This window comes from Nonomuraea sp. KM90 (genome assembly GCF_052246675.1).
Taxonomy (GTDB): domain Bacteria; phylum Actinomycetota; class Actinomycetes; order Streptosporangiales; family Streptosporangiaceae; genus Nonomuraea.
The window spans coordinates 1-13,748 of record NZ_JBQQCB010000115.1; the positions used below are offsets into that span (position 1 = coordinate 1).

The window sequence follows — 13,748 nt, forward strand, 5'->3', positions numbered from 1 at the left end:
CGGCGCCAATCGCACGACGCCGCCCCGGCCCCGCTTGGAGGACCAAAGGGGGTTGTCGTCGATGGGGCGCGTTCGCGCGACACCGTCCGCACTCGTCACGTTGTCCGCGCTCTGCGCGGCCACTGCCGCCTGCGCGGGGATCCGGCCCGCCGCGGGCGGTTCCGGAGGATGTCCCAGCCATCAGCGGGCAGGCGCGCGAGTTGCTCCTCCCGCTCGATGCGTACGTGCTGCGCACCCTCGACATCCACACCATCGAGGCGGCCGAGGACCGTGAAGGGTGTCAATACTCCCGTTCACGGTCGTGAGCTGCAGGTTTGTCATGGCTTCCTGGTCGATTACGCCCATGGCCGGCTCCTCGCGGAGAACACCACTCTCAAGCAGAAGGTCCGCCACCTCACTGACGAAACCCGGACCCTGAACGAACGGCTTCAAGCCGCCCGCTCCAACGGCCGGTTCGCCGACCGGCGTATCGCTGAACTCGAAGCTCAGCTGCTTGAACGCCTCGGCTCCTGAGCGGGACAGTGAATCGTACTTACCTCTGCACACCGACCAGTAGGCCAGCACCAGGAGAACCATGAGAGCTCTCAAGATCAGCCTGGATGGTCAGGTGACCGCGGTCCACCTACCCAAGCGGGGACGGACTGTCGCGGCGATCCGCGGCCTCATCGCTGCCGCGGCGGTCGAGCCGCTGGCTGTCACCAGCCGCTGGGACATGTGGGTGGATGAGAACGGGCGCGCCAACAACCAGCCCCTCAACACTCACGCGACCGCCCTCGCCCAGCAGCACGGCGTTCGTTTCGGCCTGTTCGGGCCCGCCGTCATCACCGGACCGGCCTCGCCGGCAGGCCGCGTTACCGGACTCACCCCGGAGAACATCACCGCGATCCGGCAGCAGGTCGCGAGTCTCGTCAGCTCGGCATCGTGATCGGCCGCACTGGGCCTTTCACCCTGCCGATAATGAGACCAGCACGACAGCCCTCAATGACAGCGACCAACTCGCCACGAATTCGCGTGCAATTACCGCCAGATCGCCCGGCAAAGGCGAAGATATCGGCGTGAACAGACGCAAGATCGGCTGGCGAGTCCTCTTCGCCGCGCTAACGGTCCTGGCGGCAGGCACGGTGGTAGCTGTGGTCTGGCGGGTCTTGGATCCAGAAGACCCGGTCAACCGGGCCGATCTGGCCGCCGTGATGCTGGCGGCCGCCATGCTGGCGGGCACAGTGGTGGTCTGGGCCCGCCGCTCCGCAACCACCCGCGCCGATGCCGGCACCGACACGCGCAGCGCCGTGGACACCTCCGCGCACGTGCTGGCCGGTCTGGTGGAGCATCAGTGGCGCACCGAAGCCCGCCACCGGCTGCTGGACGACCCTGAACCGATCCCGGTGCGCTGGCAGCTCATCGCCGACGAGACGGTGATGAGCCAGCCCCGCCTGATCACCACCGAGGCCAAGCTGACCTTGACCGGCCGCAGCGACAACACCGCGGCCCTGGCTGACGCCTTCCGTGCTCTGGCCAGGCGGCGGCTGGTCATCACCGGCGGCGCGGGCATGGGCAAGACCACCTTGGCAATCCAGCTGCTGCTGCAACTGCTGGCCACTCGCGCGGCCGACCAAGCCGCCGCCGGTGAAGGGGAGGTCGTGCCAGTGCCGGTGCTGCTGCCGGTCTCCGGCTGGGACACCAGTGCCCATCCCCGGCTGCAGGACTGGCTCGCCATCCGCCTGACCCAGGACTACCCGGCACTGAAAGCCTCCCAACTCGGCCCAGGCGCCGCCTCCGCGCTGACCGACGGCGGCCACATCCTGCCCGTTCTGGACGGCCTGGACGAAATCCCCGCCCCCGCCCGCGCCCAGGTGATCGCCGCGCTCAACGCCTCGCTCACCGCCCAAGACCAGCTCATCCTCACCAGCCGCCGCACCGAGTTCACCACCGCCATCCACGAAACCGGCCGACCGCTCACCGCCGCTGCGGTCATCGTCCCCCAACCCATCACCCCGCGCGCCGCCGCCGACTACCTGACCGCCTGCCTGCCCGCCTCCCCGACCCAGACCTGGACGCAGACCCTGGCCGCGCTGCGCTCCGACACCGTGCCTGGCCTGACCCGGCTCGCCGCCACCCCGCTGGGCCTGTGGCTGATCCGCACCGTCTACGTCACCCCCGGCACCGACCCCGCCCCCCTGACCGGCCCGCTCGGCGCCGACGCCGACGCGCTACGCACCCACCTGCTCGACCACGTCATCCCCGCCGTCATCGCCGCCCGCCCGCCCAGCACCAACCCCGCCGACCACTTCCGGCCCCGCCGCCGGCTCAACCCCGACACCACCCGCCGCCACCTCACCTACCTGGCCCACGCCTTCCCCCCGGCCACCACCCGCGACATCACCTGGTGGCACATCGCCCGCACCACACCCCACATCCGGTCAACAATCGGGCTCACGACCGGGCTCGCGTTCGGGCTCGCGCTCGGACCCGTCGGGCTCGCGCTCGGGCCCTGGCTTGGGATCGGGGTGTTCGCGCCCGTGCTTGCGCCCGAACCCGAGCTCCTGGTCATATTCGGGCCTGAGTACGAGCTCATGCTCATGCTCGGGTTCGTGCTCGGGTTCGTGCTCGGGTTCGCAATCGGGTTCGCGCTCGGGTTCGCGCTCGGGCTTGTGCGCTCTAGGTCCTGGGTTAACGAACAACCTGGCTACGCAGGCCTGCGCCTGCGCGGACGAACATCCGTGCTCGTCCACTCGATAAAAGGCACCCTCAAGTTCGGGTTCACGACCGGACTCTGGATCTGGTTCGTGTCCGGGCTCGCGGTCGGATCCACGCCGATGTTCATCGTCGATATCGACGGGATCTCTTTCTCTCCCACGTTCGATGATTTAGTCGCCGGGTTCGTGTTCGGGCTCTTTGTCTGGCTCGGGAGCACACTGGCCTACGGGCTGATCACCTGGGCGGAACAACCCACGCTTGCATCGACCAGCACACCCCGCTCCAGTTGGCGAGCCGACAGAGCGCTTACCCTTCTGCGATTGGTCGCGTCCGGGATACTTGTCTGGCTCCCGGTCTGGCTCGTGTTCGGGCTCGTGTTCGGGGCCGGACTCGTGGTCGGGCTTATGGTCGGGCTCGGGGCCGGAGTCGGGGTCGGGCTCGGGGTCGGGTTCGTGATGGGCAAGCATCATGCGTGGCTGGTCTGCACCATCGCGGTGACCCGGCTGGCTCTCCAACGTCGGCTTCCCTGGCGATTCATGGACTTCCTCGACGACGCCCACCGCCTAGGACTACTGCGTGCTGTTGGCCCGGTCTATCAGTTCCGCCACGCGGCCCTGCATGACCGCCTCGCCGCCGCGGGCATGTCCCATGGGGCTTCTCAACGGATCAGACACAACTTGTGAGCTGACGTCGCAGACATGCTCGCGACGTGAAGCTCCAGGTCGGGACGATGTTTACACCGCGGTCGTTCGGCAAAGTCGACGTGAAAGCGGAACTGGCCAAGCTGGATGGCGGCGGCTGGCGGCCGCTTCGCCCGGCCGTCACGGACGCGACTGTCTGATCGGGAGGTTGGATTGCCCCCGCAGAGTCGTACTAGTTCGGCGGGCTGGGCGCAGCGGCAGCGCTAGAACGTCATGGGCTCGATCAGATGGCAAGGACATGGGGCCGAGGACAGCCCAGGTGAGCTGGCTGGAGCGGGATTTGCGCACTAATCCGGGGTTGGCGTGACCCGCAGGGCGGGCCGCCGGTGGTGTACGTGCGCACTGCGGGGGTCGGCCGGGCCGAGCCACGTCGTGAGGGCGGTCCGCAACGCGTCGAAGTCTGGCTGCTCGCCGGCGCGGGTGACCCAGGCGACATGTCCGTCGGGGCGGATGAGTACGGCGTCCGCGCCCAGATCGGAGCCCTCGGCGGGACGGGCGCGAACGAGATCGACTCGGTCCGCCCAGCCGGTCACGACGGTGTCGAGCGGTGGGAGACCGCCAAGATCCAGCAGAACCGCATGGGCTCGGTGCAGGAGTTCGTAGATGCGACCGCGGTCGAGGTCGAGGTCGAGATCCGGGATCCGGCGGCCGAGCAGGTCGTCGGTCCCCTCCATCGGGTACTGGAGGTCGGTCGCCGTGATCATGCCGGCCAGGCGCAGCCGGACCTCGTCGATGCCGATGAGATCGCCCAGCACGTCGTGCAGGGCGGAGGTGTGGTCGTCCACCCGCCAGAGTGCGGTCTGGGCGCGGGTGTTGTGCAGGACGCGGGCGGCGACCGGATGGCGTTCGGCGTGGTAGGTGTCGAGCAGCGGTTCCGGGGCCTGGCCGCGGACGACGGCGGCGAGCTTCCAGCCGAGGTTGACCGCGTCCTGCACGCCGGTGTTCAGGCCCTGGCCCCCTGCCGGGAAGTGGATGTGCGCGGCGTCGCCGGCCAGGAGAACCCGGCCCACGCGGTAACGGTCTGCCTGGCGTGCCGCGTCGCCGTGCCGGGAGAGCCAGCGCGGTGAGTGCATCCCGTAATCCGTCCCGGCGATCTTGAACATGGCCTTGCGGAGGGTCTCCAGGGTCATCGGTTCGTCCCGGCCCGCGACGTGATCGAACTCGTTGGTCAGCACCCGGTACCAGCCCGGACCGTACGACAGCACCGAAAATCTGCCGTGCTCGCGCCGCTCCTGGAAGATGTCGGCTGCGGGCGGCTCGGCGAGCTCGACGTCGCCGAGCATCGCGGTCATCGTGGCCGGGGTGCCGGGGAAGTCGATGCAGGCGAGCCCGCGCACGGTGCTGCGGCCCCCGTCGCAGCCGACGAGGTAGTCCGCCCGGACGCGCGACCCGTCGGCGAGCTCCACCGTGACGCCCGTTTCGTCCTGGTTGAACCCCATCACCTCGGCGTCGCGGCGCAGCCGTACCCCCAACTGTGCCGCGCGCTCCTCCAGGAGCCGTTCCACCTCAGCCTGCAAGATGAGCAGAGCGTACGGATATCGCGTCGCCATATCGGACAGGTCGAGACCGAGTCCGGAGAAGTGCACGTCCTGCCGCGGCCGTCCGCGCTCGAGGAACCCGTCGAGGAGCCCCCGCTGATCGAGCATCTCCATCGTGCGGATGTGCAGGCCTCCGGCCCGCGATTCCACCGTTCGAGGCTCCGGGAGCCGCTCGAGGACGAGCACATCGACCCCGGCGAGCCCCAGCTCGCACGCGAGCATCAGCCCGGTCGGCCCCGCCCCGGCGATCACTACCTGGGTATCGGTCATGGTCAACTCCTTGGTCATCCTTCAGTCGAATTGGTCAACACACGCAAAGGGGGCGGAGACGCGTTCGTCAATCGCCACAGGACGTGTCACCTGCCGCGCCGCATCTGCGGCGGCAACTCCGCTGGCGGCAGACATGCGCGATCGCGACCTGCTGCGCTGCGGCTTGCCGACTCCTACCGGCTGATCCGACGCGGAACCGTCAGCGCGAGGAGTTTGTCCGGATTGCGGATGACGTAGAAGTTGGTGATCTTCCCGTCGCCGACCTCGAACAGGCAGACACCTACCAGGTGATCGCCGTCGTAGGCGGCCATCGCGGGCGCGTTGTTGCAGTTGACCATCTCGATCCGCGAGTCCGGCAACCGCCCCGCGCGGAAAAGTTCCATGACAAGCACGGCCACTTTCTCCGCGCCCACCACCGGCTGGCGCGCCGCGGTGACCTTGCCACCGCTGTCGGCGGTCCACGTGGCGTCCGGCGCGAGCAGCGAGAGCAGCCCCTCCATGTCACCGGTCGCCGCCGCGGACATGAACTGCTCGGTGATCCGCGTGGTCGTCCCAGCGTCGACGGGGCCGAAACGTTTACGCCGCGCCTGTACGTGCCCGCGGGCGCGGTGCGCCATCTGGCGCACCGTCACCACGGACTTGCCCACCGCTGCAGCGATCTCGCCGTAGTCGAACCCGAACACCTCGCGCAGCACGAACACCGCGCGCTCATCGGGAGTGAGCGTTTCGAGCAGCACCAGCATCGCCATCGACACCGACTCGGCGAGCACCACATCGGCCGACGCGTCGTTCTCCTCCAGCAGCAGCGGCTCGGGCAGCCACGAGCCGATGTAGTTCTCGCGACGGCGCGTGCTCGCCCGCACGGCGTTGAGCGCCTGACGGGTCACCAGCCTTGCCAGGTACGACTTGGTGTCCCGCACCGCCGCGAGATCCACCTTGGCCCACCGCAGATAGCTGTCCTGCAGCACGTCGTCGGATTCGGTCGCCGAGCCGAGGATCTCGTACACGATGGTGAACAGCAGCGGCCGCAACTCGGTGAATCGCTCGGCGTGCTCGTCGGCGCTCACGGGGAGGTGACCGCCCGCGCAGCGGAGGCCGGCTGTTCGGGGCGCGGGCCGCCCTTGGGCCAGCCCATGGAACCGGGCTTGCGTGCCTCGCCGCGGATCCTCTTCGACACCACGAACTTGCAGGTTACTTCCTTGATGATTGCGCCCATGCGGCCGGGGATGTAGATGTTCACCGCGGTGTCGTCCTTGCCGGCGATCTGTCTGATGCCGGCGTGCCGGCCGAGGCTGACGCACGCGCCTGTGAAGGCCAGGTTGATCGCCGCCGGTTCGGTCCCCGCAATGCGGCTCAGCACGGTGTCGGCGGCCTGCGCCCCGAGCGGCCCGGCGGCGTAGCCGCTCATCCGCAGCGGCTGGCCTGACGGTGCGGCGGCGTCGCCAGCCGCGACGATGCGGTCGTCGTCGATGCTGGTCAGCGTCTCGTCGGTGAGCAGCCGGCCGAGCGCGTCGGTGCGCAGCCCGCTCGCTGCCGCCAGCTCCGGCAGCCCGAAACCGGCCGTCCAGATGGTCAGTGCGCTCGGACGCACCATCCTGTCGGCAGAACCGTCGGCCAGGACGACCGCGTCCGGCCGGACCTCGGTCACCGCGCCGCCCTCGAGCACGGTGACACCATGGCGGGTCAGCCATTTGGCGACGTATCGGCGGCCCCCTGCGCTCAGGTAGGGCGCCAGGGCCCGGCCACACACCAGCGTGACCTTGCGCCCTTGTTCGGCCAGTTCGGCGGCCGTCTCGACGCCGGTCAACCCGCCGCCGACCACGGTGACCGGAGCCTTGAGGGGCAACTCCTCCAGCCTGGCGCGCAGCCGCTGCGCGGACTCCAGTTCCGCGATGGGCCAAGCGAATTCGGCCGCGCCCGGCACCGAGGGGACCGCGCCGGTGCTGCCGACGGCGTAGATGACGTAGTCGTAGTCCAGCGCGCGGCCCGACGCCAGCCGCACGGTGCGGGCGGCGGTGTCAATGCGCGTCGCGCTGTCGACGACCAGGTGGATGCCCTCGCCGAGCAGCGTGCCGTAGTCGATCGTGGCGTCGCCGGTACGGGCCACGAACTGGTGCAGCCGGATGCGTTCGACGAACTCCGGGCGCGGATTGACCAGCGTGATGTCGACGTCGTCGCGCACCCGCAGACGGTTGGCCGCCAGCGTTCCGGCGTAACCGCCACCGATGACCACGACCTTATGGGATGTGTTGTGTTCGGTCATGCCCTCAAGACACCGCGGATCCCTGGAACATGACATGACGTGACGTGATGTGCGTCACTCCACTCAGGAGCGCGGAACACGTCCTCGCCGGCAGGGCCTTCGGCCCATCCCAGGTGTGACACAGAACTCACATTATCTGTCGCACTGGCCCTCGTCGGATCATGTCCGCCCAGCTCGGCGTCCGCCGCCGTAAGGGCGACTCTGCAACATTATGTGTCACATCGCCTGTCAGGAGAACGCCCCATGTCCGTCGTGGCCTTCCCCGGCCAGTCCGACTCCGTCCCCGACTCGGCTACCGGCGCGACGACCGGCATGACGACGATGGTCGCGGTCGAGCGCTTCCTCGACTCCCTCACCGCGGTCACCACCCGCGTCGGCTACGCCGAGACACTCGCCCGGCTGACCGCCGCGACCGGCCCGGCACATCCCGTCGCCGCCCTGGCCCCCGAGCACTACGCCGCGGTGATGGACCGCTGGAAGACCGCGGTTGCCGCCACCTGGAACCGGCACCTGCCCGCCCTGTGCTCCTTCACCACCTGGGCCCAGCGCCAGGACATCCTCGCCACAAACCCGGCCCGGCACCTGGAACGCCGCAAACCTGCTCGCCGCGGCGACCGCTCCATCTCGCGCACCCGGCTGGAGACGCTCTTCACCGACACCGGCCACGCCCTGCGCGAACGACTGCTGTGGCGGCTGCTGTACGACACGGCCGCCCGCGCCGAGGAAATCCTCACTCTCAACGTCGAGGACCTCGACCTGGAGTTCCGCCGCGTCCGGGTCCTCTCCAAGGGCGGCGCCATCGAATACGTGCACTGGGCCACCCCGACAGCCCGGCTGCTGCCTCGCCTGCTGGCAGGCCGCACCTGCGGGCCGGTGTTCCTGGCCGACCGCCGCGCTCCTTCCTCCGGCCGCCGCGCGCCGGCGTCCGGCGACGTCTGCCCCGTCACCGGGCGGGGCCGCCTGTCCTACCCGCGCGCCGAGTACCTGTTCAACACCGCCTCAGCCCAACTCGACCCACACCGGCAGGGCTGGACGCTGCACCAGCTCCGACACAGCGCACTCCAGCATCTGGCCCAAGCTGGCCGCACCGCGCCGGAACTGCAGGCCAAGAGCCGCCACCAGCATCTGGCCAGCCTCGGCCGCTACGTGCGGCTCGGTGAAGAGACCTCCGCCCGCATCACCGCCGACGCCGACCCCATCCAGCGGCGCCGTCCCCGCTGACCGCACCACAACCAGGGCGGCCGACTGCTCATCAGGTCAGCCACACCTGCAGAGCCTGCTCGTCATCGGAGTCGGGCTCGGCGCGCATCCCGGCCGCCCTCAGCGCCGCCGCATACGCGGCAACCAGCTTCCCAGCCCCGCTCCCGCGCCCGGCAAAAGCCACCAGGAAGGGCCGCTCCGCGCCCCCGCCCTCCACCACGAACCCGGCCCGGCTGTCGCTGAATTCCACCAGCCCGGCAGCATGCGGTGCGTCCCGGACTCGCTCGGCATCGCGATCGCGCTCGCTCCACAGTCGCCGTCGTCCTTAGCCGTAGCCGAACCTCGGCTCGTCATCGCCCACGATTCCACCGTAGACGCCTCGCGGCCGCCGTCCAGACCCTGTCTATCGCTGCAGGTCAAGCAAATCCGTTGGAAATTTCCCCGGGACTACAGCGAGGCCTTCCAGGCACGCGCGGGCAACACGGCGTTGTCGATCTCGGCGTAAATGAGAGCCGCTGGCCGGCAGAAAGCGCTTCGTCCAGTTCGACGGAGAGCGCGGCCAGTTGCCGGTCCTCGATCGGAGGAAGGAACGCAAGATCCTCGGCCTCCATGCACAGGCTAGGGTGGGCCGCCACCGCCCGCGCCACGGTCAATGGTCTTCCACTGGCTACGGAGGCCGTGGTGCAGATCGCCACATCGACCCACCATGCAATGAGCCGCTGGGCTATCCGCTCTTGCTCGTCCGCGATGTTCTCGGCGAGCAACGTCCGCTGGTTGATGAGCGCACGCTGCGGGTCGACGCGCAGATGCGAGACAGCATGCTCGTCGTCGTCGGCTGAGAGGTCTTTTCGCACCCGCTCGGCCTCGACCTGATCCGCGCGGGCTTGCTGACATACCCCGGCGAGAGACCGCAAGAGCCGATCGATCGCCTCATCACTCATCGCCTCTCCAGGCGAGACCGGGATCGGTGCGCCATCGTCCACTTTTGGCTGCACCTTTCGTGCTCAAGGGGCTGACAGCCGCTTTGGTGCGACGGTGCGGCGGAACGTACGCGTGAGCGAGAATGTACTTTTCGCAATCACCTTCACCATCAGACTACTGGCGGTCCAGGCGGGCCGTGCAGATCGGCCTGGACGATAGATACTCAAGATTGGAAGATCTCACTCAAGCGTTTCTCTGTCTGATAGTCCCCGGATACTCCGAGACTATGTTGGTGCTGGCGAAGCAGCTCAGCAGTGCGGGAAGCATCATCTCTTCTCCCGAGGCGAAGTTGTACACCGATGATTCGGAAGTATGTTTCCTCCGTGTCAGGATCAATTATCCGGGCCTGCTCCAGTGCAATCAGGGCTCGTTCGGGGTCGTCCTCAGTGAGTAGCTCTGCCAGTTGGGCCAGGACGTCGGCCTGGGATCGGGTCAAGGGGTAGCGCTGATCCTCGACCCATTCAGCAGTGAGTCCCTGTGCCAACTCTCCGATACATAGCGCTGCTGCTTTGGTCAGCGCCACAGTACGTTCCTCTCGCGTGGGCGCTGTTCTGGCTTCTTCTAGCGCGATCTCATATTCCCATAGATCGACGCTGATCAGCTGCGAATCGAGACGATATACCGCCGAATCCTTTGTGGTTGATGCACTGATAAAGGGTGCCCTTTTTGGATCCGGGTTCTTGTACCCGGTGGCGGCGACGAGCGCGCTACGCAGATGGCGAAGCGTGTTGTGGATGTCCTTGCCTGAATCGTCAGGCCAGAGGGCGGCGGCCAATTGATCTCTAGTTACGCCGTTCGAGTGCAGAGCGAGATAGGTGAGGGTGTTCAATTGCAGCCAGCTCAAAGACACTGGCTGGGCTCGGTCGCGGATGTGAACCGTGGGTTGTCCAAGGATAGTCAGGCGTACAAGAACCGAACCGGGCCAGTGATGCCTGCTGTCATCTGACGTATGCGGTGGCTGGTGATTGTCCAGGGTCTGCGCTGAGGCAAGTTGCCGTACGTGAGCTGCGGCTTCGTCTGCCGTGACGTTGAAGAGATTCGCACCTGCAAAGGCGTCAGAGTTGCGGCCTTCGGCCGCTTCCACACAGTGCGTATCGGATACGAGCAGGGTGTCGCCGCCCGGCCAGGTGCCTAGGAGCATGGCTCCGACGCCTGTCTTCTGGCCGGAGGTAAGGGGCGCGATGACGTGTTCGTAGACTTCGTCGTCGAGCTCGGTGATCAGCAGGACGACTGGCAGGACTTCCCCCGGGTCCAGCTCGCGCAATTCGTCGATGTCGGAGGAGCCTCGTTCGAGCACCATTCGCCTGCGCTGGAAGAACGTCTCCTCGAAGTGCCGTAGCGCGCTCTCATGGGAGTCGGCGAGCTCTAGCCCTGTCAACGCCGTCGTGGTCTGCTCCAAGTCGGACGCTGAGAGGCCGAAGAGCTTCTCGGCCAGGCCCGTACACATGATGATCTGCGTCCGGTAGTTACTGGACTGGCGGAGCAGGTCAACGCTCAGGTAGCGAACGACGTCAAGGGACCCTGGGCCGGTGAAGCTCACGCCCGGCCCTTCGAGGTCTACGCATACTGGGCGGCCATCTTGAGTTTGTCCGATGTGCGCCTGCTTCGGCACGTGGATGGAGTCGGCACGGCGTACCAGTTCGCCGTCGGTCGGCATAGGTGGTTCCTGTTGGGCGACGGTTTGGCGATGGATGCGGTGGAGTTCGCGTATCTCGGGCTGAGGTTCCGGTTCGGGAGTGATCGTTACGCCTTCGTCAGCCCCGGGCGGAATACGGCGGCGGCGTCGATGAAGCCGACCGGCGATGAATGCGGTGCTGATCCCGGCGACATAGGCCACGGCCACCAGGGAGCCCGACGACAGTTGAACGCTGCTCGTCGTTCGCTGTTCGGGCGCGGCGTGCGCGTCGGCGGGAGGTGACTGCGGATCCGGAGAAGAGCTTGGCGTCGGAGCGACGTTGGACACGGGTGGCGTATCGGCTGCCGAAGCCGTGTTGGGCGGCTTGGAGCGTTTGGAGGGAAGGTGAAGGTTCCAGCCGGGCTGGATGAGGGCCGGATCAGTGAAGGTGTGTCCGCCTGGCTGCTCTGAGCGCGCGTTGAGCTTCCAGATCTTCGGCCAACGACGTGGGCTGCCGAGTTGCTCGTCGGCGATTGTCCACAGGGAGTCGCCCTCTTGGACGCGATAGATCCGCTCGTCGGTACGTGGTTCAGCGTCGGCGGGCTGGCCGAGAGGGTGGAGGGGTGCCATGGAGACGACGGGCGGGGGTGCTGCGGCGTTGCTGATGCCGGGCGAGAGCACGGCCAGCGTCGCGGAAGCCACAAGGTACGCGGCCAGCCGGTGTACGCCGCGCAGCCCGGGAAGCCGCGGCGAGATACGCCGCCCGCGTGCCTTCGCCACGAATTCGCTGATCACTACGAAGATGAGCTGGGCCCACGCGGCCCAGACCAGCAATTGCAACGCGGCGATGAAGAGCGTGCCGTCGTCGGGCGAGGCCAGGATGTTCGCGACCTGCTCGAAGCTGGGTAGGCGATCCGGCCATGGTGGGCCGACGAGGGTGTAGAGCACGATGGGCAGGCCGAGCGCCATGGCGAGGAGCACCACGTACGCGACCAGCGCGCGCAACAGGCGAGGCATCATCAGCGATTCGGCCCTTCTACACCGCCGATCAGATCGGCTTCGGCATTGGCGGTCATCGACACCGAGGACAGTCCCACCAGGTGAAGCAGCCAGGTGGGCTTGGTCACGGTGACGGTGACGCGGACAGAGGCGGGGCCGGAGATGGTGGCCGTGCCTTGATGGCCGCCGTTGGACAGGTATGCCTGAGCGGCCCGCACCGCGGCACCTCGGTCGACCACGAGTTCGTCACCGCGGTATGCGGCGGCACGATCGATCTGCCCCGCGCCGGCGCGTGCTGCTTCCTCGGCGATGCCGACCGCTTCCCACCCTGCCCGCAACTTGTTGCCGACATCGACGACAAAGCCGATGAAGAGCATCAGCACCGTGATGAGGATGACGGCGTACGGAGTGATCGAGCCTCGCTCAAGATCCTTATCCGGCATGCGTCACGCTTCCCGCGAACGGTAGGGGTCCAGCGGGCTGGTAGAGGTGGCACGCCGCTCGACGCTGCCTGGCAGGCCGGGGAATGCGACGTCCGCCAGAGGTACGGTGCAGGAGACCGTTGCCGATACATCGGCCGCCTCCCCAACCGGGCGGCTGAAGCCTTTCGTGCTGATCGTGACCTTGAACGCCGTACAGCTCATGCTCTGGTTCGCCAGAGATTCGCGGGCGCTGGCTTCCGCGTCGGCCTTGGCTGCGGCGGCTGTACGCGCGATGGAGGCATGGCGTGCGGCATCTCGGGCGGCGGCCTCGATGGCGGCGCCGGCGATGGTGACTCGGCCGGCGGCGACGCCGAGCAGGAGGACCATCACGATGGCCGCGATGGCGAGGATGGCTTCTACCGTGACGCTGCCTCGCTCGTTCATGCTGCCCACTCGGGCGGGATGAAGCGTTCGACGGGTCCGGCAGCCTGCTCGACAACCTCGATCGACGGAAGGAACGGCGCGAGCGAGAGAGACCGGCCTCGGACGGTAATTCTGACCGTGGCGGCATCGCCGGCGCTCGCCGTGCTGATCGAGGTGAGCAGACCGCTGGCGGTCTGCTCTGCGTAGCGCTTAGCCGTCTTCGCGCCAGAATTGTGGTCGGCGTCGTGGGCGCGGGCAGCCCGGACGCCCTGCTGTGCGGCGGCGAGGGCGACCGACTGGGCGAAGAAGAGCAGGCATATCTGCGTGCAGGCCAGGATGGCGGCCATGACCACGGGCAGGGCGATCACCGCCTCGGCGGTGATGCTGCCTCGATCCCAGCGATGTGTGTGCACCAGGGCACCTACCTAGAAGTCAATGGAGTTCGCCTTGTTCACGATCTTCGCCGTGACGACGGCCATCACGGTCACGGCCACCAGCACCAGCGCAGCGATGATGATCATTGCTTCCGCTGACATGGCACCTCCCTCTGGATCAGCGCGGGCCCGTTCCAGGCGCTCCAGGAGCAGCGTGGTGATGGCCTTCCAATAGGCGGCTTCCGATGGCAGGAGCTTGTGCATGTTC

At 67.7% G+C, this 13,748-nt stretch carries 15 protein-coding genes; 5 read left to right on the top strand and 10 right to left on the bottom strand.

What is annotated here, in order from left to right:
• The first annotated feature begins 270 nt into the window (after nucleotides 1-270).
• From ACTWPW_RS51265 to ACTWPW_RS51280, 4 genes are all read left to right on the top strand, one after another.
• Complete coding sequence (locus ACTWPW_RS51265) at nucleotides 271-513, top strand: hypothetical protein (protein WP_443173182.1); 243 nt, start codon at nucleotides 271-273, stop codon at nucleotides 511-513.
• Between the two features lie 61 nt (nucleotides 514-574).
• Nucleotides 575-925 (top strand): DUF3846 domain-containing protein, encoded by a 351-nt coding sequence (locus ACTWPW_RS51270; protein WP_443173183.1) that lies wholly within the window; start codon nucleotides 575-577, stop codon nucleotides 923-925.
• A gap of 130 nt (nucleotides 926-1,055) precedes the next feature.
• Nucleotides 1,056-3,377: an NACHT domain-containing protein gene (locus tag ACTWPW_RS51275; RefSeq protein WP_443173184.1), complete on the top strand. Its 2,322-nt coding sequence runs from the start codon at nucleotides 1,056-1,058 to the stop codon at nucleotides 3,375-3,377.
• 26 nt (nucleotides 3,378-3,403) lie between these two features.
• A complete protein-coding gene (locus ACTWPW_RS51280) occupies nucleotides 3,404-3,535 on the top strand; it encodes a hypothetical protein (protein WP_443173185.1) in 132 nt (43 codons plus the stop codon).
• A 147-nt stretch (nucleotides 3,536-3,682) separates the two neighbouring features.
• Here ACTWPW_RS51280 and ACTWPW_RS51285 read toward each other — a convergent pair whose 3' ends face one another.
• The 3 genes from ACTWPW_RS51285 to ACTWPW_RS51295 all read right to left on the bottom strand — a co-directional run bounded on the left by ACTWPW_RS51285 (nucleotide 3,683) and on the right by ACTWPW_RS51295 (nucleotide 7,466).
• Entirely contained in the window at nucleotides 3,683-5,203 is a 1,521-nt protein-coding gene (locus ACTWPW_RS51285) for an FAD-dependent monooxygenase (protein WP_443173186.1), read from the bottom strand.
• A 173-nt stretch (nucleotides 5,204-5,376) separates the two neighbouring features.
• Nucleotides 5,377-6,270, bottom strand: a complete 894-nt coding sequence (sigJ, locus tag ACTWPW_RS51290; protein WP_443173187.1) for an RNA polymerase sigma factor SigJ — start codon at nucleotides 6,268-6,270, stop codon at nucleotides 5,377-5,379.
• Nucleotides 6,267-7,466 carry an NAD(P)/FAD-dependent oxidoreductase gene (locus tag ACTWPW_RS51295; RefSeq protein WP_443173188.1) on the bottom strand — a complete coding sequence of 400 codons (1,200 nt, stop codon included), beginning with the start codon at nucleotides 7,464-7,466 and terminating at the stop codon, nucleotides 6,267-6,269. Before ACTWPW_RS51295 ends, sigJ begins: the two co-directional genes overlap by 4 nt.
• Nucleotides 7,467-7,709: 243 nt before the next feature.
• Between ACTWPW_RS51295 and ACTWPW_RS51300 the strand changes: the two genes are divergently transcribed.
• The gene (locus tag ACTWPW_RS51300; RefSeq protein WP_443173189.1) at nucleotides 7,710-8,687 is read left to right on the top strand and encodes a tyrosine-type recombinase/integrase; all 978 of its coding nucleotides are present in this window, start codon (nucleotides 7,710-7,712) and stop codon (nucleotides 8,685-8,687) included.
• A 31-nt stretch (nucleotides 8,688-8,718) separates the two neighbouring features.
• Here ACTWPW_RS51300 and ACTWPW_RS51305 read toward each other — a convergent pair whose 3' ends face one another.
• The 7 genes from ACTWPW_RS51305 to ACTWPW_RS51335 all read right to left on the bottom strand — a co-directional run bounded on the left by ACTWPW_RS51305 (nucleotide 8,719) and on the right by ACTWPW_RS51335 (nucleotide 13,744).
• Nucleotides 8,719-8,916, bottom strand: coding sequence for a hypothetical protein (locus ACTWPW_RS51305; RefSeq protein ID WP_443173190.1), 198 nt, complete (start codon nucleotides 8,914-8,916; stop codon nucleotides 8,719-8,721).
• Nucleotides 8,917-9,082: 166 nt separating this feature from the next.
• Entirely contained in the window at nucleotides 9,083-9,607 is a 525-nt protein-coding gene (locus ACTWPW_RS51310) for a hypothetical protein (RefSeq protein WP_443173191.1), read from the bottom strand.
• Between the two features lie 203 nt (nucleotides 9,608-9,810).
• Nucleotides 9,811-12,267, bottom strand: coding sequence for a hypothetical protein (locus ACTWPW_RS51315; protein ID WP_443173192.1), 2,457 nt, complete (start codon nucleotides 12,265-12,267; stop codon nucleotides 9,811-9,813).
• A 14-nt stretch (nucleotides 12,268-12,281) separates the two neighbouring features.
• Entirely contained in the window at nucleotides 12,282-12,704 is a 423-nt protein-coding gene (locus ACTWPW_RS51320) for a pilus assembly protein TadG-related protein (RefSeq protein WP_443173193.1), read from the bottom strand.
• 3 nt (nucleotides 12,705-12,707) lie between these two features.
• Complete coding sequence (locus ACTWPW_RS51325) at nucleotides 12,708-13,127, bottom strand: hypothetical protein (protein ID WP_443173194.1); 420 nt, start codon at nucleotides 13,125-13,127, stop codon at nucleotides 12,708-12,710.
• Nucleotides 13,124-13,519 carry a TadE/TadG family type IV pilus assembly protein gene (locus tag ACTWPW_RS51330; protein ID WP_443173195.1) on the bottom strand — a complete coding sequence of 132 codons (396 nt, stop codon included), beginning with the start codon at nucleotides 13,517-13,519 and terminating at the stop codon, nucleotides 13,124-13,126. The genes ACTWPW_RS51325 and ACTWPW_RS51330 overlap by 4 nt, the downstream gene beginning before the upstream one ends.
• Nucleotides 13,520-13,531: 12 nt before the next feature.
• A complete protein-coding gene (locus ACTWPW_RS51335) occupies nucleotides 13,532-13,744 on the bottom strand; it encodes a hypothetical protein (protein ID WP_443173196.1) in 213 nt (70 codons plus the stop codon).
• Nucleotides 13,745-13,748 lie beyond the last annotated feature (4 nt).